This is a genomic window from Celeribacter persicus (assembly GCF_003050785.1).
Classification (GTDB): Bacteria; Pseudomonadota; Alphaproteobacteria; order Rhodobacterales; family Rhodobacteraceae; genus Celeribacter; species Celeribacter persicus.
Genome location: NZ_QAOH01000031.1, coordinates 1 through 24,204, shown reverse-complemented (window position 1 = coordinate 24,204; position 24,204 = coordinate 1). Strand labels below are relative to the sequence as shown.

Genomic DNA, 24,204 nt, shown 5'->3' with positions numbered 1-24,204 from the left:
CGCCATCTGGGCCTCGATCCGGACAGCTACCCTGCCAAACCGCGCGAACAGGGCGTCGCGGAAATGATGGTCGACGTCTATTCCAGTTTTGCAGAAAAGCTGAGCCACGAGACACTGTACCGCTGGCATCGGATGCTCCTGTCCCATGACCGCCGGTTGGAAACCATCGGGGCTTACCGACAACACGCCGAGGCGATGCAAATCGTTTCCGGCCGTCTCGACCGGCCGACGATCCATTTCGAAGCGCCTCCCTCGGAGCGGGTCATGCCTGAGATGGAGCGATACGCAGATTGGTTCAACAAGACCGGGCCGGTGGGAGCAAAGCCGCTTCCAGCGCTGACGCGCGCAGGGCTATGCCACCTCTATTTCGAGAGTATCCACCCATTCGAAGACGGCAACGGCCGCTTGGGTCGCGCCCTCGCTGAAAAGTCGCTGGCGCAGAACATTGGCCAGCCGACCCTCATCTCGCTCGCCTTCACCATCGAGAAGGAGCGCAAGGCATACTACGACCAGCTCGAGCAGCATCAAAAAACGCTCGACGTGACCGATTGGCTCGTCTGGTTCGCGGAAGTTGTCTTGAAGGCCCAACAGGCAACACTCGACCGCGTCGGCTTCTTCATCAACAAAGCGCACTTCTACGATCGGCACAGAGACCACTTGAACGAACGCCAGGCCAAGGCCATCGCTCGCCTGTTTCGGGAAGGCCCTGGCGGTTTCAAAGGCGGCCTCAGCGCCGACAACTATCTCAAGATCACCGGAACTTCACGCGCAACCGCAACCCGCGATCTGCAGAACCTGGTCGAGAAAGGTGCGCTCCGCCGAACCGGTGAGCGACGCCATACGAGGTACTGGTTGAACCTAGACCATATGGAGCAGCGCAAGTGACGATAACTTAACATTTGTATTTTTATCAATACTTTACCGAAATACGCATAATTCGTTTTATGTATACTGATGATCTGTTTGGTGCCTCAAGTCGATTTTGAAGCATACCATCGAGAAGACGGAACATGCTGTCGTCGAAATGGCGTTGTTGCAGAACGGCGTCCTGAGGCTTGAGGTCCCCTTTCCCCATAGGCGTTAGCCGGCGCGTACGATCTCGGCGGTGCCGAGGGCGTTGAAGCGGTTCATGAGGGCGACGCGGATGTGGATTTCGGCAGTCTGGCGGTCGGGGTCTCTGGCGGCGATGCGCTCGCCGAAGGCCTTCAGGCATCGCATCCTGGCCTCGGCGCGGCTGCGGATATGGTATCCGGTCCACCGCTTCCAGAACGCCCTGCCATAGTGACGTGTGGCGCGCAGGGTTTCGTTGCGCGCCCGGGCAGCTGGGCAGTCGTCTTTCCATGGCCGACCGTTCTTGCGGATAGGGATGATCGCAGTGCCACCGTGTGCGATGATGGCGCTATGGCAGCGGCGGGTGTCGTAGGCGCCGTCTGCGGTCACGGTGCCGATGTCTTCGTCGTCCGGGATCTGGTCCAGCAGGTCTGGCAGGACGGGGCTGTCGCCTTCCCGGCTGGGGGTAAACTCGACCGCGCGGATGTCGGAAGTGGCGGTGTCCATGGCCAGATGGACCTTGCGCCATTGGCGACGGCCTTGCGCAGCGTGCTTCCGGGCCTGCCACTCGCCATCGCCGAGGAACTTGATGCCGGTGCTGTCCACCAGCAGGTTCAGCGGCCCGCCGGCACGGCGATAGGGGATCTGCACCTTAAGAGTCTTCTGCCGGCGGCACAGCGTGGAGAAGTCTGGAACGGGCCAGTCCAGCCCGGCAAGGCGCAGGAGGCTGGCGACCATCCCGGCTGTCTGCCTGAGCGGCAGCTTGAATAGCACCTTGATCGACAGGCAGAACTGGATCGCCGCATCCGAGAAGACTGGCGGGCGTCCGGGGCGGCCCTCATGCGGCGCGTGCCAAGCCATCTCCTTGTCCAGCCAGATCAGCAGAGACCCGCGCTTCGTCAGCGCAGCGTTGTAGGCGGACCAGTTCGTCGTGCGGTAGCGGGCGGGCTTGGGCTTGTTCATGACGCCCGTCTAACCGGATGGATTCGTGATGGGAATCCTTCGCGGCCAGACTTCTGCAACAACGCCCGTCGAAATAGTCGATTTTCTTTAGTGAATGGTACAATCTCAATGTACCAAGCAATCTTAGAGGTCCGCCATTTTTGTTAATCGTTTAATAATCAAATTGTGACCTCTATCATTATTAAACGATGATTAAGTCGAGGAATTTGATCAGCCCGACCTAACTGAGAGCAATAGTTGAAAGGTTGCAATCACAGCGGAACACACGGGCCGCAAGGCGTTTTCTTGCGGGGTTTGGCGCCCGTTGGGGCAATCCTCGGTTGATTGTGACAGACAACCTGCGCAGTTATGGCGCGGTTCAAGCTGTGATCACGACACGGGGTTCAAATAAACCGCCTCAGGAAGCGCCGGGCTGCCTTTGCACTCCGCCCTGGTTGTACGAGGGCATCAAGAACATCTCCGTTCGCATCCACGGCCGGCCAGAGCCAGCATTTCCGACCGTTGATCCGGTATGACCACTTCGTCCATATGCCATTTGTCGGCTGCGGCTGGCCGGTCTCGCCTGATGCAATGCGCGAAATGGCCGGACCCATTTCCGGATTGTTTACCGGCTGACCGTCCACCGCGTTCCGCGAGCAGATCTGCAACGTCAGCGCGGCTGAACGCAAAGCGATGGTAGGCCCCGACGGCATAGACGATGATCTCACGGGTAAAACCAAAACCCTTCAGGCGAGGCATTTTGGGCGGGATCTTCATGCGTGAGCCGTAAACAATTCAGAACGCGCATACCACTTGGCAATGCCGTGGCGTCGTCTCAGCAGCCAGAGACCACCTCGGTATTCCAGCTCTTGCAGGCCTGGGACAGCTCGGCCGGAACGGCGTGATCGGTGAAATACACGTCGATGTCGGACAGCGATGCGATCCTTGCCGGGGCGCTTCTGGAGAATTTGGTGTGATCCGCGACGAGAAAAATTTTGCGCGATTGCCGTAAGATCGTCTGGCTCACACTGACCTCTTGGATGTCGAAATCCAGAAGATCGCCATCACGGTCGAGCGCGGAGCAACCGATAACCGCCAGATCGAATTTGAATTGGCGGATGGTCTCTGCGGCCAGATTGCCGACCAAGCCGCCATCGGAGCGCCGCAAATGCCCGCCGGTCACGATGACTTCGCAATTGCTGTTCCCGGCCAAGATGTTGGCGACATTCATATTGTTGGTGACGACCATCAGATCCTTGTGCTGCAACAACTCCTGCGCGACGGCTTCCGTGCTCGTCCCAATGTTGAGAAACAACGAAATCCCGTTGGGAATCCGCGATGCACAGGCCCGCGCGATCGCGGTTTTGGCCTCCGCGTTCAACTGCCGACGATCTTCGTACCCGATATTGATTGTGCCAGAAGCCAGCACCGCCCCGCCATGTACCCGTTCGACACGCCCCAGTTCCGCCAATTCGGACAGGTCGCGGCGAATGGTTTGAAGCGTCACGCCAAAATGCTCTGCCAGCCTCTCGACCGTGACCTTTCCCTCTTTGCGTGTCATTTCGAGAATCTCGGGATGACGAAAGTTGTTGGACATAGGTGTTCGCTTTGCTTCGTTTTTGTGGCTGCACGGGAAAAAGACGCGAAAACCCGATGCGAATCCAGTCAATTTATTGCCGCACCCGCGTAGATTCTCTTATCTTTTCTTCGCAGTTGCAGAAATATCCAACCTAACCCATTGATTTTTCTTAATCGAATAAAAACGAAAACAAATATCTTGCGTTTCTGACCTTTTCCACACAACGTTAGCGCCAGAACTTGGGAGGAAAGCCTGTGCAGGGGAATGACAGCACACATCCCGTCGATCTTTTTGTGATCGGCGGCGGCATCAATGGCTGTGGCATTGCGCGCGACGCGGCGGGACGGGGATTTTCCGTGACGCTCGCGGAGATGAGCGATCTGGCCTCTGCGACCTCATCTTCCTCCACAAAACTCTTTCATGGTGGGCTACGCTATCTCGAATATTTCGAGTTCCGATTGGTCCGTGAGGCTTTGATCGAGCGCGAAATTCTCCTGCGGGCCATGCCGCACATCAGCTGGCCGATGCGTTTTGTCCTTCCTTATCATAAGGATATGCGCTTCGAATCCGAAACACCGACCTCGAAACTTCTGTCTGTCGTGATGCCTTGGATGAAGGGGCGTCGTCCGGCATGGCTGATCCGGCTTGGCCTGTTTCTCTATGATCATCTGGGCGGGCGCAAAATCCTGCCGGGTACGGAAACCATCGGCCTGACGGGAACGCCCGAGGGCGCGCCGCTTCAGGAACGCTTTGCCAAAGCCTATGAATATTCCGATTGCTGGGTCGAAGATTCTCGTCTCGTGATCCTCAATGCCCGCGACGCAGAGGCGCGTGGTGCGGCGATCCTGACGCGCACCAAAGTGACCCACGCAACGCGCGAAGGCGATCTCTGGCGTGTCGAAACGAAAGATATGGAACATGGCCGCACTGCCACCCATTACGCCAAAATGCTGGTGAATGCGGGCGGACCTTGGGTCGGCGACGTGATTCACGACAAAATCGACCTGCCGTCGAAAGAGGGCGTGCGACTTGTGCGCGGCAGCCATATCGTGACCCGCAAGCTCTACGATCACGACAAATGCTATTTCTTTCAGGGCACCGACGGGCGGATCATTTTCGCCATTCCCTATGAGACGGATTTCACCCTGATCGGCACCACGGATGCCGAGCACAGCGATCCGTCGCGCAAACCCACCTGTACCGACGAAGAGCGCGACTATCTGATCGCCTTTGCCAACAAATATTTCAAAGCGCCGATCAGCGCCGAGGATGTGGTCTGGAGCTATTCCGGCGTCCGCCCGCTCTACGATGACGGAGCGTCATCGGCGACAGCCGCGACACGGGACTATACGCTCAAGGTCGATGCAGAGGGCGGTGCGCCGGTGCTCAACATCTTCGGGGGAAAAATCACGACCTATCGGCGGCTGGCGGAAAGCGCGCTTGAGAAAATCTCGGAACACCTGCCGGACACAAAGGGCCAGTGGACGGCAGGTGTGCCGCTCGCAGGCGGGGATTTCCCGGTCGGCGGGTTTGACCGGCTTGTCTCCGAGCTGCGTGCGCAATTTGGGTTTCTGACCCCGTTCTGGGCGCGGCGTCTGGTGCGTGCCTACGGCACCGAAGCGCGTGACGTGCTGGGAGACGCAAAGAGTGCCGAGGCACTGGGACGTGATTTCGGCGCGACCCTGACCGAGACCGAAGTGACATGGCTGATGGAGCGCGAATATGCGCGCACGGCCGAGGATATTGTTTGGCGCCGCTCAAAGCTTGGGCTGCGTCTGGATGAAACGCAGATCCATGATCTGGATGACTGGATGAAGACCCGCCGCGCGGGGAGTGCCGCAGCTGAATAAAGCCAAAGGCCAAAGACAATAAGGCGCGGGGAGGAGGACCTAATGACGCTGGAACTGAAGGGCGTGTCAAAAATCGTCGAGGGGCAAATGCATATTGCCGCGACCGATCTGACGCTCGAAAAAGGAACGATGAACGTCCTGCTGGGGCCGACCCTGTCGGGGAAGACCTCGCTGATGCGTCTGATGGCCGGGCTCGATCAACCGAGCGCCGGGCGAATTTTCTGGGACGGAAAAGACGTCACCGGCATGCGGGTGCAGGATCGCAAGGTTGCGATGGTGTATCAGCAATTCATCAACTACCCCTCGATGAGCGTCTATGACAACATCGCCTCGCCGATGAAACTCATGGGCGTGGACAAGGCGGAGATCGACGCGCGTGTACGGGAAACGGCGGAGCTGATGAAGCTGACGCCGATGCTGGACCGCAAACCGCTCGAACTTTCAGGCGGGCAGCAACAGCGCTGTGCTCTGGCCCGTGCGCTCGTCAAGAACGCAGGCCTCGTGCTGCTCGATGAGCCGCTGGCGAACCTCGATTACAAGCTGCGCGAAGAGTTGCGCGTCGAGATTCCGAAGATTTTCGAGGCCTCCGGTTCGATCTTTGTCTATGCGACGACCGAGCCCGAAGAGGCGCTTTTGCTCGGCGGCAATACGGCGGCGCTTTGGGAGGGGCGGGTGACGCAATTCGGCCCGACGCCCGAGGTCTATCGCCGTCCCGTGGATGCCACCACCGCGCGCGTCTTTTCCGATCCGCCGATGAATTTCCTCCAGATTTCGAAAACCGGCGATCGGTTGATGTTCGGCGACGGGCAAAGCGCGCAGGCAACGGGAAAACTCGCCGATCTGCCCGACGGGCGCTACACGGCGGGGTTCCGGCCGAACCATGTCGAGATCCTGCAACATACGGATAACGCGATGAAATTCACGACAAAGCTGCATGTGACGGAGCTGACGGGATCGGAGACCTTTGTGCATCTCGATCATGATGGCGCGCGTTGGGTCGGCCTGATCCACGGGGTGCATCACCTCGACATCGGGGCGGATCTGGAGGTCTGGCTCGATCCGCGTCATGTCTATGTGTTCGGCGAAGACGGGGGGCTCGTTGCGCCCGCCGCCTACGCAATGGCGGCGTGAGGAGGCGCGATCATGGCTAGAATTACACTCGACAACCTTGCGCATTCCTACAATCCGACGCCTTCGTCGCAGGACGACTATGCGCTCAAGGAACTGAATTACGACTGGGAAGACGGCGAGGCCTATGCGCTTTTGGGCTCGTCAGGCTGTGGCAAGTCCACGTTGCTCAATATCATTTCGGGGCTGTTGATGCCCTCGCAGGGGCGCATCCTGTTCGACGGCAAAGACGTCACCCGCGCCCCCACGGCGGAGCGCAACATAGCGCAGGTGTTCCAATTCCCGGTGGTCTACGACACGATGACCGTGCACGACAATCTGGCCTTTCCGCTCCGCAACCGGGGCCGCGACGAGACCTATGTAGCCGAGCGCGTTCAGGAAATCGCCAAGATGATCGGCATGGAAGACATGTTGCGCAAAAAGGCGCGCGGGCTGGGTGCGGATGCCAAGCAAAAGATCTCTTTGGGTCGCGGCATGGTGCGCAAGGACGTGAACGCGCTTTTGTTCGACGAACCCCTGACCGTGATCGATCCACATATGAAATGGGAACTCAGAACCCAGCTCAAAAAGCTGCACCACGATTTCGGCCACACGATGATCTATGTGACCCACGACCAGACGGAGGCGCTGACTTTCGCGGACAAGGTCGTTGTCATGTATGACGGGCGCGTGGTTCAGATCGGCACGCCTGAGGAGTTGTTCGAACGGCCCGCGCACACGTTTGTGGGCTATTTCATCGGCTCTCCGGGCATGAATGTGATCCCCGCCAAGGTCGAGGGCACGAAAGCCTATATCAACGGGTCGGAAATTGCGCTCGGCGCGGGTTATGCGCCCGTGGATGGCAAGGTGGAGATCGGCGTGCGGCCCGAGTTCGCCCGGTTGAGCGAAAGCGAAGGCCTGCCCGTGAAAGTGCGCCGCGTCGAGGATGCGGGACGGCACAAGATCATCCGCGCCGAGTTCTTTGGTCAGGACATCAACATCATCGCCGGAGAGGACGATCCCGTGCGCGCGGATATGACCCGCGTCACCTTCGATCCGGCCCGCGTGAATGTCTACGCAAACGACTGGCGTGTGGCGCCGCAAGGCGGGGAGGCCGCGTGATGCAACAGAAAACAACCAATCACAAAGCATGGTTCCTAGTGCTGCCGGTCTTGGTGCTTGTGGCGTTCTCCGCCGTGATCCCGCTCATGACCGTGGTGAACTATTCCGTGCAGGACACCTTCGGCAACAACCAGTTCTTCTGGGCCGGACTGGAATGGTTTCAGGAAATGCTTTCGGATGAGCGCATGTGGAACGCGCTGCAACGTCAGTTGATGTTCTCCGGCATCATTCTTGCCATCGAAATCCCTTTGGGCATTTTCGTGGCGCTCAACATGCCGAAATCGGGCTTCTGGTCCTCTTTCTGCCTTGTCGTGATGTCTTTGCCGCTTCTGATCCCGTGGAACGTCGTGGGCACAATCTGGCAGATTTTCGGTCGTGTCGACATCGGTCTCTTGGGTCACACGCTTGAGGCGCTCGGCATCGACTACAACTACACGCAAGACACGATCTCCGCCTGGATCACCATCATCGTGATGGATGTCTGGCATTGGACGTCACTCGTCGCCCTACTGGCCTTTGCCGGTCTCAAATCCATCCCCGACGCCTATTATCAGGCGGCGCGGATTGATCAGGCCAATCGTTGGAAAGTCTTCCGCTTCATCGAACTGCCCAAGATGATGGGCGTCTTGATGATCGCCATTCTCCTGCGCTTCATGGACAGTTTCATGATCTACACCGAGCCCTTCGTGGTGACGGGCGGCGGTCCGGGCAATGCGACGACGCTTTTGTCCATCGACCTCGTCAAGATGGCTCTCGGCCAGTTCGACCTCGGACCCGCTGCAGCCTTCTCTCTGATGTATTTCCTCGTGATCCTGTTGATTTCATGGGTGTTCTACACCGTCATGGTCAACCTCGACAAAAAGGGCATGTAAGATGACGGACGCAACCGCACTCACACCCGCCGTCACCAAACCGCGCAGCCTGCCCAAGGTGAACAGCCGCGCCGTGGTGATGACGCTCTATCTTCTGTTCCTGATGTTGCCGATCTACTGGCTGATCAACATGAGCCTGAAGACCAACACAGAAATCCTGGGCAGCTTCTCGCTTTGGCCACAAAACCTGACGTTCGAGAACTACGTCACGATCCTCACCGACGAGGCGTGGTATATGGGCTACGTCAACTCGATGATCTACGTGGTGATGAACACGGTGATCTCGCTCGCTGTCGCCCTGCCCGCCGCCTATGCGTTCTCGCGCTACAATTTCTTGGGCGATAAACATCTGTTCTTCTGGCTTTTGACCAACCGCATGGCACCGCCTGCCGTGTTCGCCCTGCCCTTCTTTCAGCTCTATTCCTCAATCGGGCTGTTCGACACGCATATCGCCGTGGCTCTGGCGCATTGTCTCTTTAACGTGCCGCTCGCCGTCTGGATTCTCGAAGGCTTCATGCGCGGTGTGCCCAAGGAAATCGATGAGACCGCCTATATCGACGGCTACGGCTTTGGGCGTTTTTTCGTGAAGATCTTCATGCCGCTCATCGCCTCGGGCATCGGTGTCGCTGCGTTCTTCTGCTTCATGTTCTCTTGGGTCGAACTGCTGCTCTCGCGCACGCTGACCTCGGTGGACGCCAAACCCATCGCCGCCACCATGACCCGCACCGTGGGTGCGGCAGGCGTCGACTGGGGCGTGCTGGCCGCCGCAGGGGTGCTCACCATCGTGCCGGGCGCGCTCGTGATCTACTTTGTACGCAATTACATCGCCAAGGGCTTTGCCCTCGGGCGGGTCTAAGAGGAGGAATTCGACATGGACTGGATGGCATGGACATGGCCGACCGCCGCCTTTTTCGGAACGATTGCAACGCTTTTGGTGATCTTCACCATTCTGGCGATCAAATTTCCCGAAACGCCGCGCGTTGGCGTGTTGGGCATCGAGACCACGCGTGGGGATCGTTTGTTCATCACGCTTCTGGGCTCGGCCTTCATCAATCTTGCATGGCTCGGTCTGGTCGGCGCCAACCAAGCGCTCGCGCTTGTCGTTTGCCTGATCTTTGCAGCCATCGTCTTTCGCTGGGTCTGAGGAGGCCCCGCGACGGATCGACACCTAAAAACAAAGGTTCACATAGGGAGGAAACCAATGAACCATCGTCTCAAGACAACCACCGCACTGGCGTTAGGCCTTGGCCTTTTGTCGGCGCCCGCTTTCGCCGATATGGATGCGGCCAAGGCGTTCCTCGATGCTGAAATCGGCGATATGTCCGGGCTGTCCCGCGCGGATCAAGAAGCCGAAATGCAGTGGTTCATCGATGCGGCCCAGCCCTTTGCGGGCATGGAGATCAAAGTGGTCTCCGAGACCATCACCACGCATGAATATGAATCTCAGGTGCTCGCCCCCGCGTTCGAGGCCATCACCGGCATCAAAATCACCCACGACCTGATCGGCGAAGGCGATGTGGTCGAGAAACTGCAAACTCAGATGCAGTCCGGCGAAAACATCTATGACGCCTATGTCAACGACTCCGACCTGATCGGCACCCACTGGCGCTATCAGCAGGTGCGCAACCTCACCGACTGGATGGCAAACGAAGGCGCAGATGTGACCAACCCCGGTCTCGATCTCGACGACTACATCGGCACCCAGTTCACCACCGCACCCGATGGCAAACTCTATCAGCTTCCCGACCAGCAGTTCGCGAACCTTTACTGGTTCCGCTACGATTGGTTCACCGATCCCGCAATCATGGCCGAGTTCAAAGAGAAATACGGCTACGACCTCGGCGTTCCGGTCAACTGGTCGGCCTATGAGGACATCGCCGAATTCTTCACCGGTCGCGAAATCGACGGTGTCGAGGTCTATGGCTCGATGGACTACGGCAAAAAAGACCCGTCCTTGGGCTGGCGCTACACCGACGCATGGATGTCCATGGCCGGGATGGGCGACAAAGGCGAACCCAACGGCCTTCCGGTCGATGAATGGGGCATCCGCGTGAACGAGAACTCGCAACCTGTCGGCGCCTGTATGGCACGCGGCGGCGCGGCGAACTCTCCGGCGGCGGTCTATGCGGTGGAGAAAGCCATCGACTGGCTGAACAAATACTCCCCGCCCTCGGCCATGGGCATGACCTTCTCGGAGGCCGGTCCGGTTCCGGGTCAGGGCAACATCGCGCAACAGATGTTCATGTACACCACCTTCGTCGCGCCTCTGGTCGACAGCCCGGCGGTGATGAACGAGGATGGCACCCCGAAATGGCGTCTCGCCCCCAGCCCGCATGGCGTCTACTGGGAAGACGGCATGAAGGTCGGCTATCAGGACGTGGGCTCCTGGACGCTGATGAAATCCACGCCGGATGATCGCGCCAAAGCCGCTTGGCTCTACGCACAATTCGTGGGCTCCAAGACCGTCGACGTGAAGAAATCCCATGTCGGTCTGACCTTCACCCGCGAATCCACCATCCAGCATGAGAGCTTCTCCGATCGTGCGCCGAAACTTGGCGGTCTCGTCGAGTTCTACCGCTCGCCCGACCGTGTGCGCTGGTCGCCCACCGGCACCAACGTTCCGGATTATCCGAAGCTCGCCCAGCTCTGGTGGCAGAATATCGGTGACGCGATGTCCGGCGCGAAATCCGCGCAGGATGCGCTCGACAGCCTCTGCGCCGATATGGAGAAAGTCATGGAGCGCCTCGAGCGCGCTGGCATTCAGGGCGATCTCGGGCCGGTCATGAACGACGAGACCAGCGCCGAGGAGTGGCTCGCCAAGCCCGGCGCACCGAAACCCGCCATCGAAAACGAGCGCGAGACGCCGCAAACCGTCTCCTACGACGCGCTCGTGGCCTCCTGGAAATAACTGATCGAGAGGGGGCGGGGTCATTCCCGCCCTCTTTTTGCGCTCTCTTCTCCGTCCAGAGATGGTGGCATAGCCTTGGACAGAGCAGAGACCACCAAGGAGATGCATGTGACCTATATTCTTGCCATCGATCAGGGCACCACCTCGACCCGCGCCATTCTCTTTGACCAATCGCTGTCCGTCACGGCCAGCGCACAGGAAGAATTCGAACAGCATTTCCCCAAAAGCGGCTGGGTCGAACATGACGCGTTCGACCTCTGGTCCACCACGGCGGCGACCTGTCGTGCGGTGATCGAGAAATCCTCGGCCGATGTGTCACAAATCGCCGCCATCGGCATCACCAACCAGCGCGAAACCACGCTTGTCTGGGACAAGGCCACCGGCCAGCCGGTCTACAATGCCATCGTCTGGCAGGACCGCCGCACCTCCGAGCTGTGCAAGACGCTTAAGGCGGAGGGCTTTGAAGAGGTCGTCACGGAAAAGACCGGGCTGTTGCTCGATCCCTATTTCTCGGCGACGAAACTCAAATGGATTCTCGACAACGTGGAAGGCACGCGCGACCGCGCCGAGGCGGGCGAGCTTTTGTTTGGCACGGTCGACAGCTGGCTGGTGTGGAAACTCACGGGCGGCAAGGTCCATGCCACCGACGCCACCAACGCCGCGCGCACCATGCTTTACGACATCCGCAAAGGCCATTGGTCCACAACGATTTGCAAACGCTTCGACATTCCGATGGCGATGTTGCCAGAGGTGCGCGATTGCGATGCCGATTTCGGCGAAACCCGCCCCGATCTCTTTGGCCGTCCGATCCCGATTTTGGGCATCGCGGGCGACCAACAGGCGGCCACAATCGGTCAGGCCTGTTTCAAACCGGGCATGGTCAAATCCACCTATGGCACCGGCTGTTTCGCTCTTTTGAACACGGGCGAGACGCCGGTGATGTCGCAAAACCGGCTCTTGACCACCATCGCCTACCGCATCGGCGGCAAGACGACCTATGCGCTCGAAGGGTCGATCTTTATCGCGGGTGCCGTGGTGCAATGGCTGCGTGACGGGTTAAAAATCATCCGCGAAGCCTCCGAGACCCAGCCCTTGGCCGAAAGTGCCGACAAAACGCAGGACCTGATCCTTGTGCCCGCCTTCACTGGACTGGGCGCGCCCTATTGGAATGCGGAATGTCGGGGGGCGATGTTCGGGATGACACGCAACTCAGGCCCGGCAGAATTTGCCCGCGCCGCGCTTGAAAGCGTCGGCTATCAAACCCGAGACCTCCTGGAAGCCATGCATGCCGATTGGCAGGGCGACGCCACCACGGCGCTGCGCGTCGATGGCGGCATGAGTGCCTCGGATTTTGCGATGCAATTCCTGTCCGACATCATTTCCGCGCCCGTCGACCGCCCCAAAGTCCTTGAGACCACTGCTATGGGCGCCGCCTGGCTCGCGGGTCAGCGGGCTGGCGTCTATCCCAACATGGAGGGCTTTGCCGCCACATGGGCGCTGGAGCGCACCTTTGAGCCGACCATGGATGAGGCGACGCGGCAGGCCAAATGCGACGGTTGGGCGCGGGCCGTTCGTGCCACGATGTTGGTCTGATGTCGGGTCACGCCGAAAGCCTCGCGTCCAATCCGGTCGCGGATATCGCCTTTACCGCGCCCGCTCGCTGTCTGATCGGACGTGGCGCAAAGGATCAGGTCGCAGCTTTGGTGCGCGAGAGAGGGCAAAAGGTTCTCGTCTTGCGCAGCGCCTCGGTCCTTTGGGCCGATGTGCTGATCGAAGAACTCGACACTCTTGGGGCACAGGTCACATCCCTTACCGCCCGTGGCGAGCCGACCGTCGATCAGGTCCGCGACGCGGTGGCCCGCGCCCGTGCGTCCGCCGCCGAGTGTATCGTCGCCATTGGCGGCGGTGCGGTGATTGATCTGGGCAAGGCGGTGTCGGGGCTGTGTGTCTCCGAGGGCGATGTCTTGGATCATCTCGGTCTCGGGCCCGATCCCGCGCCCAAACTCAACGCCCCCCTGCCCTTCGTGGCGATCCCGACCACCGCAGGCACCGGCGCAGAGGCCACCCGCAACGCGGTGATCGGTGTACCGGAACAAGGGCTCAAGATCAGCCTGCGCGATCCACGTCTCGTGCCGGACCTTGCGGTGGTCGATGCGTCCCTGACCGATGGACTGCCCAAATCCCTGACCCTTTCGACCGGGTTGGATGCGCTGACACAGTTGATCGAGAGCTACCTGTCAAACCGCGCCAATCCGGTCACCGATGCCCTCGCCCGCGGCATGATCGGGCCTGCGGCCGCAGCGCTTCAGACGCTCATGACACGTGAGGATGAAACCGCGCGCGACACTTTGGCCAAAGCCAGCTATCTGAGCGGTCTGGCGCTGGCCAATTCCGGGCTTGGGATTGTGCATGGCCTCGCCGCCGTCATCGGCAGTCGCGGTGGCGCCCATGGCGCGATCTGCGGGCGTCTGCTGCCTGCTGCACTGACGGTCAATCATGCCGCGCTGATAAAGGCTGGCAGACCCACCGCACGCTGCGAAGAGATCGAACGATGGTTGCAAGACGGGCTTGGCATGTCCCTGCGCCCTTTCATTGACAGGCATGGACTGGCCTCTCTGGGCGCCCTGCACTGCGGCCCGCCACTTTGGGAGGAAACAGCGCGAAATGCCCTATCGGCCTCCTCCACACAGGCCAACCCTGTGCGGCTCAGTGTCGCCGAGGTGCACCAAATCCTGAAGCTTTCCTCCTGATCCAGGGCGCGTCCCCAAATGCGACCGGCCCACCCAAGGCCTTACGTGCAGGCCTCTTTCATTGTGGGCGAATGCCAATGAACGCTGTCGAAGACCTGACGCTTCAAAACCCGAATGTAATGGTGCGGGATTGCCAACTTGCTGCCCCCACAGAAGCGGTCTAGCTGGTGGGCATGAAAATACCAGCAGAGATGCCACGCCTGAAGGGCTATCGTTTCCCGCGCGAAATCATCGCCTACGCCGTTTGGGTCTATCATCGGTTCGCGCTGAGCACGGCGGATGTGGAGGATCTCCTCGCCGAGCGAGGCGTAGTCGTCAGCCGGGAAACCGTACGCAAATGGGTGAACCGGTTTGGTCGGCATTTCGCACGTTGTGTAAAGGGGTCTGATGCCGGAGAGTGCAGAATCTTACGCTAAGCGCTGAGCACTCGTTTCCCGTAATCGCGTAGATTGCCGTTTGGATCGACATACCGGTAGAGCGTGACCGGTTTGACGCCTAGTTCCTTGCAAAGTTCTGAAACAGATGTGTCGCGACTAGCCATAGCGGCCTGAGCCATGCGGACCTGCGCTTTCGTCAGCGCGAACTTCCTTCCACCTTTTCGGCCTCGGGCGCGGGCGGCCTGGAGCCCCGCCATCGTGCGTTCGCGGATCAACTCGCTTTCAAATTCTGCAAGCGCAGCAAAGATGCCAAATGAAAGCCGTCCAGCCGCAGTCGTTGCGCCACTACACCCTTGCCGACGACGATCTGGAATTCATCCGCGCCCGCCGCCGCCCCCACAATCGATTTGGGTTCACTCTTCAACTTTGCGCATTGCGCTATCCCGGCCGGTTGCTGACTCCGGGTGAGGTCATTCCAATGGAGGTCACGCGGTTCCTGGCAGCGCAACTTGGGCTGAAGCCGGACGATCTGGCAGGATATGCAAGCCGTGAAGAGACGCGTCATGAACACCTGGCTGCCTTGCGGGATCTCTATGGCTACAAGATGTTCACTGGCCGAGGATCGCGCGACCTGAAGGTCTGGCTGGAGAGAACGGCCGAAACAGCTCGGTCGAACGAGGATTTGGCGCGGCGTTTCGTAGAACAGTGCCGGGCGACCCAGACCATTCTACCGGGGATCACGGTTATAGAACGCCTTTGCGCGGATGCTCTCGTCGCCGCAGAGCGACGGATCGACGCTCGAATCGCTGAGCGACTGGACGATAAGATGCGCAGCCGACTTGACGCTTTGCTGACGGAAACGGCAGACGGCTCTGTCACCCACTTTGTCTGGCTGCGCCAGTTTGAAGTGGGCCAGAACTCGGCCGACATGAACCGGCTGCTCGACCGGTTGGAATTCTTGCGGGCCATGGCCCTGGACCGGACTGTCCTATCGGCTGTGCCGCCCCACCGTATCGCGCGCCTCCGACGGCAAGGGGAACGTTATTTCGCCGGAGATCTGCGGGATATTTCAGGCGACCGCCGTCTTGCTGTCCTCGCGGTCTGCGTTTTGGAATGGCGCAGTGCCATTGCCGATGCAGTGGCCGAAACCCATGACCGTATTGTCGGGAAGACGTGGCGCGAAGCGAAACGCGCATGCGGCGCCCGTGCGGATGATGCCAGGGCGGCCTTGAAGGACACTTTGCAGGGGTTCTCAAATCTCGGATCAGCACTGCTGGAGGCCCATGAAGATCAGGTCCCCTTGGGTGACGCGGTGTAAAACGCCGGCGGCTGGACTTCACTCAGAGAGCTTGTCGCCTCGGCGGGCCAACTCACCAACACATTAGCAGCTGATCCGCTGGCACATGTTGTCCATGGGTATCACCGCTTCCGGCGCTATGCACCGCGCATGTTGCGGGCGCTCGATATTCAGGCGACCCCAGTGGCCGAACCGTTGCTGGTTGCTGCGGATATTGTCGCGGGTGCGGACACCACCGCTGGTCGCCCCGTGACCTTCTTGAGCCGAACCTCAAAATGGCATCGGCACCTGAACGACGATGATGGGCATCGGCTTTGGGAGGTGGCGGTCCTGTGCCATCTGCGTGATGCATTCCGAGCTGGTGATATGTGGCTTGCACACTCCCGCAGGTATGGTGATCTCAAAGATGCGCTGGTCCCGGCCGAAGTCGCTCGCGCCACGCCAAGACTGGCCATGCCGTATGAGCCGGAAATCTGGTTGGCAGATCGGAAAGCCCGCCTGGCCGATGGCTTGCAGCGACTGGCCCGCGCTGCCAGGGCCGGTGCGATTCCGGGTGGTTCCATCGAAAACGGTGCCCTCAAAATAGATCGTCTGACAGCCGCTGTCCCCGAAGAGGCCGATGCCATGGTGCTCGATCTTTACAGCCGCCTGCCGGAGATCGGGATCACCGACCTCCTGCTCGAAGTGGATGACGAGATTGGTTTTACCGAGGCCTTCACCCATCTGCGTACGGGCGTTCCATGCAAAGACAGGGTCGGCATGTTGAATGTGATATTGGCTGAAGGGCTGAACCTTGGCCTCAGCAAAATGGCTGGGGCTACGAACACCCATGATTATTTCCAGCTCTCGCGCTTGTCGCGATGGCATGTGGAAAGCGACGCGATGGCACGCGCCTTGGCCATGGTAATCGAAGGTCAATCAGCCTTGCCGATGGCCCGGATTTGGGGCGCAGGGCAGACCGCTTCGAGCGACGGGCAATTCTTTCCCGCCACGCGCCAGGGCGAGGCGATGAACCTGATCAACGCCAAATACGGCCATGAACCCGGTCTAAAAGCCTATACCCATGTCTCCGACCAGTTCGGCCCTTTCGCAACTCAGAACATCCCCGCCACTGTGAACGAAGCTCCGTACATTTTGGACGGGTTACTCATGAACGAGACAGGCAAGCGAATAAAGGAGCAATATGCTGACACGGGCGGGTTCACGGATCACATCTTCGCGGTCACTGCGTTGCTCTCCTATCGCTTCATTCCCCGCATCCGCGATCTACCGTCCAAACGACTCTATCTCTTCGACCCTGCAGCCGCGCCGAACGAGCTGCGCGGGCTGATCGGCGGAAAGATCAGGGAGAAGCTGATCGTCGAGAATTGGCCTGACGTACTGCGCGCCGTCGCCACTATGGCGGCGGGTGTTATGCCACCCAGCCAGCTCTTGCGCAAATTCGCGGCCTATCCGCGCCAGCATGAACTCGCCCAAACGCTGCGTGAAATCGGGCGCATCGAGCGGACGCTGTTCATCCTCGAATGGTTGCTCGACGCCGATATGCAGCGGCGCGCCCAGATCGGACTGAACAAGGGCGAAGCGCATCATGCATTGAAGAATGCACTGCGCATTGGCCGCCAGGGCGAAATCCGGGATCGTACTGCCGAGGGGCAGCACTATCGGATGGCGGGCCTCAACCTCCTCGCCGCGATCATCATCTACTGGAATACAAAACACCTCGGCTACGCGGTCAACGCGCGAGAGCGCGACGGTCTCGACTGCAGCCCAGAGCTTCTGGCCCACATCTCCCCCCTCGGATGGGCACATATCCTCCTCACAGGAGAATACAGGTGGAAAAATCAGTGACAGCTAAGCTTAACGTACGATCCTGCACTCAACCAGAGCAGACCCCAACTGGGCCTCGATGCGCTCGACAGTTCGGACATCCGATGGCATGTTCACGACCCGGGTCCCGATATCGTTGCATATGCGCGCCTCGATCGTGTGTGCGATGTAGAGTTCGAACACCGTCTGCATCTGATCAGCCGTCAATCCGTCGATCTCGGTTATGCCCGCGTCGGCAAGATCGGCGATTGTCTCAATGAATGCATCTCGAGCGATCCCCTCATCGATGGAGCCCCCATCCGGACAGATGAAGTCGGCCAGTCCAGCAAATACTTCCTCGATCGGCCGTCCCGCAAGACCTCCGAGGTCGAGAGAGCGGAGCACCTCTCCGATGCCAACATTCCCGACTTGGCCGAGAATGGTCGCGAGCCTCGACGCAGCGCCGCGCGAGCTACCCATGCGCCTCGCTGCCCGCGCCGCACCACCGGATGACCTCGACACATATTGCGATACAGCGCGTCCCATGCTCCTCCGGTCATCGCCACCGGAGCGTGCGTACCTGGTGAAGTTTGTTCGAGCGGACGTGTATCGGTCGGTCTCACCCGGAACCGGTGTCGCGGTCCGCTCCGGTGGCGCGGCCGGCGGAGCGGCGGGATCGTTGCCCGTCGGCGGCGCATCGCTGCCTGATCCGTCGGATCGCGGATCGCCCGGTGCACCGTCATCAGATCCACCGCCTTCCAACCATGATGGAACAAGTGGCGTTCCACCCGAGGCTCCGCCAAACGCGCTGGACGTTCCCATCAACAGCCCCCTTTTCGTGTGCGTGCCGCCGCGAGGGCCGCGACTCTCAACGTCGTCGACCCCTCCTCGGACCAGGTCGCGAGAAGAGCGTCCAAGCGAGCAACGAACTCCGAGCCGCGGATCACCCTATCCCAACCTGAAGCTACCTGTTCAGTCCCGACATCTGGTGGATCGGGTTCAAGATGAATCTGTCCGGCTCTGAAGTCCAGATCTTGCAGATGTATTCGTAGGGTGTGAGTCCGTTGAGGGTCTTGAGCCTGCGAGCGAAGTTGTAAGCCGCCATGAAGTCTGCAAGGTGGGTCCGCAGCTGATCATGGGTGTCGTAGTGGAAGCGTTTTACGGTCGCTTCTTTGATCGTGCGGTTCATCCGTTCGACCTGTCCATTGGTCCAAGGGTGGTTGGGCTTGGTCAGCCGGTGCTCGATCCCATTGGCCTCACAGATCATGTCGAAACGCATGGGCCGAGAATAGGCAGTGTTCCGGTTCCGCGGCTGCTCAGCAAACTGAATGCCGTTGTCAGTGAGGACGGTGTGGACCTGGTATGGCACGGCCTCGAGCATGTGTTGCAGGAATTCCCAAGCTGTCTTCCTGTCAGCCTTCTCGACGAGTTGGGTCACGGAAAACTTGCTCGTGCGGTCGATGCCAACGAAGAGAAAAAGCTTTCCTTCAGCAGTCTGCACTTCGGCGATGTCTATGTGGAAGAAGCCGATTGGGTAGCGTTTGAACTTCGACCGCTTTGGCTTGTCGCCCTCGATATCAGGCAGGCGCGAAATGCCATGTCGCTGCAAACAGCGGTGCAGCGCTGAGCGTGTCAGGTGCGGAATGGATGGTTGAAGCGCATAGAGACAGTCATCGAGCGGCAGCAGCGTGTGGCGCCTAAACGCGACAACGGCTGCCTCCTCAGCCTCCGTGAGGACTGTCGAGCGAGGCTCTCTGGGGCCGGTCTTGAGATCCTCGACCGTCTGCCGTTTGCGCCACTTCGCAACCGTCTTGGGATTGATCCCGAACTCCCGGCTCAGCGCCGCGAGCGAAGCTTGCGATCGCTGTATTGCTGTTCTGACGGCGTGCGTGGTCGTGGCGCTTCCGTGACGAACTTGTCCCATATGGCATCCTTCAATTCCTGCGAAAGGATCACACCATCAAACCGTGGGATCAAACAGCTACCCATGTCCCGCAACGTGCCGAAGGCAGGGATTCGAGAAGGTCCAAAAGGTTTGTCTGTAAGAAATCGTGGGCTTTGACGAGCACGGTCATGCCGTTCACTCCGGCTGGAGCGGTGTCGAAAGAGTCACTGGCGACGATACGCGCTCTCAGTTCTTCGAACACTTGGCCTGCTTCGGCTGGCGCGAGCTGCCGAAGTTCCGTCTCGTAGGCTTGAACACTCAGCTTCGACCCCATCAATCTCTCGACCACAGCACCAAGTCTGCCGAGCACAGATACGGCGCCGAAGTAATCTTTCCTGTCTTTTGCGACAAAGAGATAGGGCCTTAGATCGATCGCACCGAGGTTCGGCGGCATACTCGCCCAATCCCGGATAGCCTCCGACCCTCGCCATTCCGACAAGACAGCGCTCTCGTTCGGTTCCGTATCCTTTGGTTTGGTTTTGACATCATCCAGATCGGTGACTTTTGGGCGGTCTCCACGCTTTTTGTTCGGTTTGGACCTAGCCTCAGTCGGATCTTCGAGAGCCGCCAAGTCCTCGCAATGTCCGTTTGGGTGTTTCGCTGCCGCCGAGGCGATCTGATCGAACATGCGGGACATGAAGCGCTCGGCGAGCATCAGTTTCGCCAAGACAGGAAGCTTGACATCGTCACCGAATCCGCGAGCTCGCGCTGTCTGGTTCCTGAGAAGAAGCGTGTTCAGGAAGCGCTTGATCTGACGTGGGTTGCCTTGCGTACCGCTAGCCAGAATTTGGCCGATCTGATCACTTAATGTGAGCGCGTTTGAAACGCTGGCAGCCTTGGCGCCAAGGGCGTCACGGACAGTGGCCGCTGAGAGCCCGGTCGAGAGCCACGGCTTTGCGAGATGCTGGCGAGCCACTTTGATCAGCTTCTGGTATTCAGTGTCCTCTTCCCCTAGCTCCGCCCCCACGAGCAAGAGCGTCACATAGATTCGAGTTTCCGTCTCCCCCAGGGAGGGGATCCTGAACGGCACCTGGATGAGTTTCTCAAGATAGTTTCGCGCATAGTCCCTTGGTCCGGTCGTGTCGGGCAACTCCGGGAAATGCTTACGCACCGAATACTCGATCATCGCTTCATCGGCAGCAACCACGAAAGCAGTGTGTTCAGTGAAAACGAACAGCCGAACTGCCTCCAGCGTTTCGATCGCGACTTCAGGCAGGCACCTGTCGAGATCGTCGATCAGAACGACGAGTTGATCGACACCCGCCTTGTTGAGTAGATTTCTGAAAGCCTTCCGGAACTCACTGATTTCTTCAGTAAGCCGTTTCGAGTCATCTGGCTTCAGTAGGCCCGACATCCCAGCGATGGCGGCCTCATAGTTTTCACGAGTGAGCAATTCACCTGGCTCACCTATAGCCTTCTTCACAGAACCAACGACCGCGTCGATGTGCTCGGGCAGCGGAACTCCCGACAATGCTGTGAAAGCAAGACCTCCTCCTCGCCGGGCAACCTTGAGCCAATCGATGCGTTTGAAGATATTCTTAACCGCTTCACCCGCATTTGTTGCAAGCGACCGTTCGGCAACAAGCTCTGTGACAATGCCCTCGATCAGCGCGATCTTTGCATCCTCGAACCCCTGGAATCGCCAACCATTGAATTTCACGCAGAGAACGTCTGGGGTCGGCGATAGAGATGCCTCGATCATCTCCAAGATGCTGCTCTTTCCTGCTCCCCAATCACCATGGACACCGATCGTGATCGCCTGCTCTGGACGCTCCCGCAGCAACTCGGTGATCGTGCGCGCGATGGCCTCGTTGTTCAGCAGATCGACGCTTGTCTCGTTGTCGGGTAGAATCATTTCGCCCAGTCCACGACGCCATGATCTTCTAAAGTGGACTCGGGCAGTGATCTCACCTTGTCGCAGAAGACGATTGCATTCCTTGCGTCAGATCGCGCGGACGGGACAATTAGGCCATCGAAATCTAGAAAATGTGCGACTTCCCCAATTTCCTGGGTACGGGGATACTCGTCATTCTTTTGCTCATAGGAAAGACGACCGAACGTTTCCGTGTTCAGCCCGACCCTGGAAAGTGCTTCCAGATCCAGAAACTGAAGCGCACGCCCAAGTGAAAGTCCAATCTCAAACATGCGATACTTGACCTTGCTCGGCATGACCGGTTGGCCGCGCATCAGATGAAATCGCATCTCTTCCAGAGCACCTGATCGAGCCAAGGATGTATAGAGCACATCGAACGTCCCGTCGTCCCACCGACCACCGGACGCGCTGCAAATCAGCGGATCGCGCCCGTCGCGCACCAGCCGCCAAACGTTCCCTTCGAAAACGACGGGATCGATCGCCTCAATCGCGTCAATCAGCCGGTTGTCGCGTCGAGCTTTAACCATTTATTGGACCTACACATAGACATCATTGTCCAGCCGGTCGATGACGGCCAGTACTTCGAGCGAGCGATCATTGTGAATGAGGTCCATAGCGCGCTCGCCTCCGAGTTGTGGGTGCCGCGCATAGAGCCAGGCACGAACCTCGTCCGGTGTGTAATATTCATTGAGACGGCCGACGATGTAATAGAGGTCGGACAGAATCAATTCGTTCTTTGGTTGCGGCTTGATATCACCGGCCTTCCAACGCGATACCGTCGCCTTGGAGACATCCGTAATATTTGCGATATCGGTTCCTTTCAGACCCCCGATGTCGGCAAGTTCGCCGATGTAGCGTGACACTGCACTTTGCATTTCTTACCTCTGATCACCCCGCCGCAGGGCCGTGTCGACATTGAAGTCGCAAGCCCGAACACGCGGGGACTCCATTCCGCGCTCCTCATGGAGCTTTTCAAGCGCATCTGCAACCTTGCCCATCGTCTCTGCATGCGCCCGAGTCCGCTTGAGCAAACTCGTCAGGTCGATGCCCGCCGCCTGAGCTTGAGCCTCAGTGGGCTTAAGGAAGCTGACATCTTTTGCGCGACGCTCGGCATCCGCCATCGTCTTTGACAAGAAATGCCCTGCTCGGTTGAGGTCCGGTACGGACTGAAGCGCTTCTTGCGAGCGCACCAAATGAAGAGCCTGAATCTGCTTTCGAGTTCTTACCATTTCTTCAACGCTGGAAACGGTTACAAACTCGCTTTGCAGAAGCAGCTTCCGCCCGCCACGAGACTTGGCAAGCAATTCGAACTCGTTGGCATAGAAACCCCTGCCAAGACCCGGAACCTGCACAATGCGCGGCCGAGCAAATCTTGCATCGGGATCTGGCTCTTCCGGCGTCTTGTGCCAATCCCGAGCGTTGAACTGATCCAACTCGAGTATCCCGCTCGCGGACCCAGAAGCGACGCCAAATGCTTCTGTAGCCTCAGAGTTCAAACCAGAGCAGTAGTCGAGGATCACGGGCTTCCCGATATTGTGGAAACCGCTGAGCATCCGGATCAAAGAACGAACCTTTTGTGGACCGGGTTCTTTCCCTAGGCCGGAAAGGCGCATCCAGACAGCATCGACAGGCAGTATCGAAAGTGTTTCCGCTAGTGCCTTCCGCGACGTGGAATCCACCAATCCTTGGACGCTTTGTATTACCGGATAGTCGATCCGGATTCGGCCTCCGCCCAAGCGATCAAGCGCCGCTCGAAGAGCCGAGCAAGAGGCTGCGTCCACCTTGAGCCAGCCGTCGAAGCTGGGATCGCCCAAGAAATGACTCGGGGCAAGCACGCGGTCCGCGCCGACCGCAACTGCCATTTCTGCGATGCGCTCAATGATCTCCGTGGTGAAATCGTCCGGCCCCAAAGGCGACATCGGGACCTCAGTCAACCAAGCAGAATTGCGTACAAACGTCCCATGTCGCGCCGGGCTCGACAGCTCGGCCGCTCCAGTGTCGATCGTTATCTCCACACCCTCTGCTTTCAGCTCTTTTGCGAGAGCGGTCTGCCGATTGAGGCGTCCGGCATCGAAGACGACTCGCGAAGCTGGCAGACCTCCGGATGCAAACATCTCGGCAAACTTGTTGTGAGAGTCTCCGACACGGAAGAACTGCGCCAACGGCGAACGCAGCCGTTGGCCTTTCGGAAATGGGACGACAACCTTGGTCATGGCGCTGGTTCCATATTGGTTTCACCGATCAATATAGTGAAACCGTTACGGAACGTCAATCCTTGGAGTTCATCCCTCAAGCAACCGATACCCACGCCGCTTCTTCGTCGCCGACAGCTTCATCAGAGCGTTGACTGCCCTGCCCTCGTCATCATGCTGCTCGACCAGCATCTGGCCGCGGTAGCCGATCCGACCCCACTCCCGCACCAGGCTCACGCCGCCAAACAGGTCAGGCTGAACGCTCATCCTGTAAAACCGCCGCATGTTAAGAGACAGGTCGATCCGCTTGAGATCGACTGTGGTCGGAAACACCTCCAATTGCTTCGATTCATCGAACATCTTGCGGTCACCTTGTCTGCGACAACAATACCAAGTGTATGTACGTGTTTCCACAATGTTCTATCCCGAAAGCAAAGAGGGGGGCTCACGCCCCCTTCTCGAACTTCATGACCGGGATGCCAAGCTTCTTGGCCTTGTCGGCGAGGTTTTCCTGGATACCGGTTCCGGGGAAGA

The 24,204-nt window shown here is 59.0% G+C and carries 20 protein-coding genes and 3 pseudogenes; 12 read left to right on the top strand and 11 right to left on the bottom strand.

All coding sequences use genetic code 11. The annotated features are described in order from the left end of the window. Positions 1-885: Fic family protein (locus C8N42_RS19495; protein ID WP_107818105.1), on the top strand; the 885-nt coding region annotated here is incomplete at its 5' end. Positions 886-1,080: 195 nt separating this feature from the next. On the opposite strand, the gene C8N42_RS19490 is transcribed toward C8N42_RS19495, so the two are convergent. The 3 genes and pseudogenes from C8N42_RS19490 to C8N42_RS19480 all read right to left on the bottom strand — a co-directional run bounded on the left by C8N42_RS19490 (position 1,081) and on the right by C8N42_RS19480 (position 3,589). Then, entirely contained in the window at positions 1,081-2,013 is a 933-nt protein-coding gene (locus C8N42_RS19490; RefSeq protein WP_096807325.1) for an IS5 family transposase, read from the bottom strand. A gap of 386 nt (positions 2,014-2,399) precedes the next feature. Next, positions 2,400-2,769 (bottom strand): annotated as a pseudogene (locus tag C8N42_RS19485) (DDE-type integrase/transposase/recombinase); the annotation flags it as partial. Positions 2,770-2,827: 58 nt separating this feature from the next. Next, on the bottom strand, positions 2,828-3,589 hold the full coding sequence (locus C8N42_RS19480; RefSeq protein ID WP_088652777.1) for a DeoR/GlpR family DNA-binding transcription regulator: 762 nt from the start codon (positions 3,587-3,589) through the stop codon (positions 2,828-2,830). 236 nt (positions 3,590-3,825) lie between these two features. Here C8N42_RS19480 and glpD point away from each other — a divergent pair, with 236 nt between their 5' ends. The 10 genes and pseudogenes from glpD to C8N42_RS19430 all read left to right on the top strand — a co-directional run. Further along, complete coding sequence (gene glpD / locus C8N42_RS19475; RefSeq protein ID WP_088652779.1) at positions 3,826-5,421, top strand: glycerol-3-phosphate dehydrogenase; 1,596 nt, start codon at positions 3,826-3,828, stop codon at positions 5,419-5,421. A gap of 42 nt (positions 5,422-5,463) precedes the next feature. Next, entirely contained in the window at positions 5,464-6,552 is a 1,089-nt protein-coding gene (locus C8N42_RS19470; RefSeq protein ID WP_088652780.1) for an ABC transporter ATP-binding protein, read from the top strand. A gap of 12 nt (positions 6,553-6,564) precedes the next feature. Then, positions 6,565-7,650 carry an ABC transporter ATP-binding protein gene (locus C8N42_RS19465; protein WP_088652781.1) on the top strand — a complete coding sequence of 362 codons (1,086 nt, stop codon included), beginning with the start codon at positions 6,565-6,567 and terminating at the stop codon, positions 7,648-7,650. After that, a complete protein-coding gene (locus tag C8N42_RS19460; protein WP_096807324.1) occupies positions 7,650-8,522 on the top strand; it encodes a carbohydrate ABC transporter permease in 873 nt (290 codons plus the stop codon). The genes C8N42_RS19465 and C8N42_RS19460 overlap by 1 nt, the downstream gene beginning before the upstream one ends. A 1-nt stretch (position 8,523) precedes the next feature. Then, positions 8,524-9,378, top strand: a complete 855-nt coding sequence (locus C8N42_RS19455; RefSeq protein WP_088652783.1) for a carbohydrate ABC transporter permease — start codon at positions 8,524-8,526, stop codon at positions 9,376-9,378. 15 nt (positions 9,379-9,393) lie between these two features. Continuing rightward, positions 9,394-9,666 (top strand): DUF2160 domain-containing protein, encoded by a 273-nt coding sequence (locus tag C8N42_RS19450; RefSeq protein WP_088652784.1) that lies wholly within the window; start codon positions 9,394-9,396, stop codon positions 9,664-9,666. A gap of 57 nt (positions 9,667-9,723) precedes the next feature. Then, complete coding sequence (locus C8N42_RS19445; protein ID WP_096807323.1) at positions 9,724-11,430, top strand: ABC transporter substrate-binding protein; 1,707 nt, start codon at positions 9,724-9,726, stop codon at positions 11,428-11,430. A 108-nt stretch (positions 11,431-11,538) separates the two neighbouring features. Further along, the gene (gene glpK, locus C8N42_RS19440; RefSeq protein WP_088652791.1) at positions 11,539-13,023 is read left to right on the top strand and encodes a glycerol kinase GlpK; all 1,485 of its coding nucleotides are present in this window, start codon (positions 11,539-11,541) and stop codon (positions 13,021-13,023) included. Beyond that, positions 13,023-14,180, top strand: a complete 1,158-nt coding sequence (locus C8N42_RS19435) for an iron-containing alcohol dehydrogenase (protein WP_157779938.1) — start codon at positions 13,023-13,025, stop codon at positions 14,178-14,180. Before glpK ends, C8N42_RS19435 begins: the two co-directional genes overlap by 1 nt. 173 nt (positions 14,181-14,353) lie before the next feature. Then, positions 14,354-14,575 (top strand): annotated as a pseudogene (locus C8N42_RS19430) (IS6 family transposase); the annotation flags it as partial. Positions 14,576-14,592: 17 nt separating this feature from the next. On the opposite strand, the gene C8N42_RS19425 reads toward C8N42_RS19430, so the two are convergent. After that, positions 14,593-14,865 carry a recombinase family protein gene (locus C8N42_RS19425; RefSeq protein ID WP_425430537.1) on the bottom strand — a complete coding sequence of 91 codons (273 nt, stop codon included), beginning with the start codon at positions 14,863-14,865 and terminating at the stop codon, positions 14,593-14,595. A gap of 5 nt (positions 14,866-14,870) precedes the next feature. Between C8N42_RS19425 and C8N42_RS19420 the strand changes: the two are divergent. Further along, positions 14,871-17,702, top strand: a pseudogene (locus C8N42_RS19420) (Tn3 family transposase). A 9-nt stretch (positions 17,703-17,711) separates the two neighbouring features. Here C8N42_RS19420 and qatB read toward each other — a convergent pair. From qatB to C8N42_RS19385, 7 genes are all read right to left on the bottom strand, one after another. Further along, on the bottom strand, positions 17,712-18,206 hold the full coding sequence (qatB, locus tag C8N42_RS19415) for a Qat anti-phage system associated protein QatB (protein WP_107818104.1): 495 nt from the start codon (positions 18,204-18,206) through the stop codon (positions 17,712-17,714). A 418-nt stretch (positions 18,207-18,624) separates the two neighbouring features. Further along, positions 18,625-19,584 (bottom strand): IS481 family transposase, encoded by a 960-nt coding sequence (locus C8N42_RS19410; protein WP_107818103.1) that lies wholly within the window; start codon positions 19,582-19,584, stop codon positions 18,625-18,627. Positions 19,585-19,633: 49 nt separating this feature from the next. Beyond that, positions 19,634-21,460: a Qat anti-phage system ATPase QatA gene (qatA, locus tag C8N42_RS19405; protein ID WP_107818102.1), complete on the bottom strand. Its 1,827-nt coding sequence runs from the start codon at positions 21,458-21,460 to the stop codon at positions 19,634-19,636. Then, positions 21,457-22,005 carry an RES family NAD+ phosphorylase gene (locus C8N42_RS19400; protein ID WP_088652816.1) on the bottom strand — a complete coding sequence of 183 codons (549 nt, stop codon included), beginning with the start codon at positions 22,003-22,005 and terminating at the stop codon, positions 21,457-21,459. The genes qatA and C8N42_RS19400 overlap by 4 nt, the downstream gene beginning before the upstream one ends. A 9-nt stretch (positions 22,006-22,014) precedes the next feature. Further along, complete coding sequence (locus tag C8N42_RS19395; protein ID WP_088652817.1) at positions 22,015-22,353, bottom strand: antitoxin Xre/MbcA/ParS toxin-binding domain-containing protein; 339 nt, start codon at positions 22,351-22,353, stop codon at positions 22,015-22,017. A gap of 3 nt (positions 22,354-22,356) precedes the next feature. Beyond that, a complete protein-coding gene (locus C8N42_RS19390; RefSeq protein ID WP_088652818.1) occupies positions 22,357-23,691 on the bottom strand; it encodes a hypothetical protein in 1,335 nt (444 codons plus the stop codon). Positions 23,692-23,760: 69 nt separating this feature from the next. After that, positions 23,761-24,030 carry a WGR domain-containing protein gene (locus tag C8N42_RS19385; RefSeq protein WP_088652819.1) on the bottom strand — a complete coding sequence of 90 codons (270 nt, stop codon included), beginning with the start codon at positions 24,028-24,030 and terminating at the stop codon, positions 23,761-23,763. Between the last annotated feature and the right edge of the window lie 174 nt (positions 24,031-24,204).

Bases quoted from the DNA above. Each gene is read 5' to 3' on its own strand.
- qatB (WP_107818104.1), bottom strand. From the start codon at position 18,206: ATGGGACGCGCTGTATCGCAATATGTGTCGAGGTCATCCGGTGGTGCG.
- C8N42_RS19450 (WP_088652784.1), top strand. From the start codon at position 9,394: ATGGACTGGATGGCATGGACATGGCCGACCGCCGCCTTTTTCGGAACG.
- C8N42_RS19455 (WP_088652783.1), top strand. From the start codon at position 8,524: ATGACGGACGCAACCGCACTCACACCCGCCGTCACCAAACCGCGCAGC.
- C8N42_RS19410 (WP_107818103.1), bottom strand. From the start codon at position 19,584: ATGGGACAAGTTCGTCACGGAAGCGCCACGACCACGCACGCCGTCAGA.
- C8N42_RS19400 (WP_088652816.1), bottom strand. From the start codon at position 22,005: ATGGTTAAAGCTCGACGCGACAACCGGCTGATTGACGCGATTGAGGCG.
- C8N42_RS19390 (WP_088652818.1), bottom strand. From the start codon at position 23,691: ATGACCAAGGTTGTCGTCCCATTTCCGAAAGGCCAACGGCTGCGTTCG.
- C8N42_RS19465 (WP_088652781.1), top strand. From the start codon at position 6,565: ATGGCTAGAATTACACTCGACAACCTTGCGCATTCCTACAATCCGACG.
- C8N42_RS19490 (WP_096807325.1), bottom strand. From the start codon at position 2,013: ATGAACAAGCCCAAGCCCGCCCGCTACCGCACGACGAACTGGTCCGCC.
- C8N42_RS19480 (WP_088652777.1), bottom strand. From the start codon at position 3,589: ATGTCCAACAACTTTCGTCATCCCGAGATTCTCGAAATGACACGCAAA.
- C8N42_RS19385 (WP_088652819.1), bottom strand. From the start codon at position 24,030: ATGTTCGATGAATCGAAGCAATTGGAGGTGTTTCCGACCACAGTCGAT.
- C8N42_RS19470 (WP_088652780.1), top strand. From the start codon at position 5,464: ATGACGCTGGAACTGAAGGGCGTGTCAAAAATCGTCGAGGGGCAAATG.
- C8N42_RS19435 (WP_157779938.1), top strand. From the start codon at position 13,023: ATGTCGGGTCACGCCGAAAGCCTCGCGTCCAATCCGGTCGCGGATATC.
- C8N42_RS19395 (WP_088652817.1), bottom strand. From the start codon at position 22,353: ATGCAAAGTGCAGTGTCACGCTACATCGGCGAACTTGCCGACATCGGG.
- C8N42_RS19445 (WP_096807323.1), top strand. From the start codon at position 9,724: ATGAACCATCGTCTCAAGACAACCACCGCACTGGCGTTAGGCCTTGGC.
- C8N42_RS19460 (WP_096807324.1), top strand. From the start codon at position 7,650: ATGCAACAGAAAACAACCAATCACAAAGCATGGTTCCTAGTGCTGCCG.
- qatA (WP_107818102.1), bottom strand. From the start codon at position 21,460: ATGATTCTACCCGACAACGAGACAAGCGTCGATCTGCTGAACAACGAG.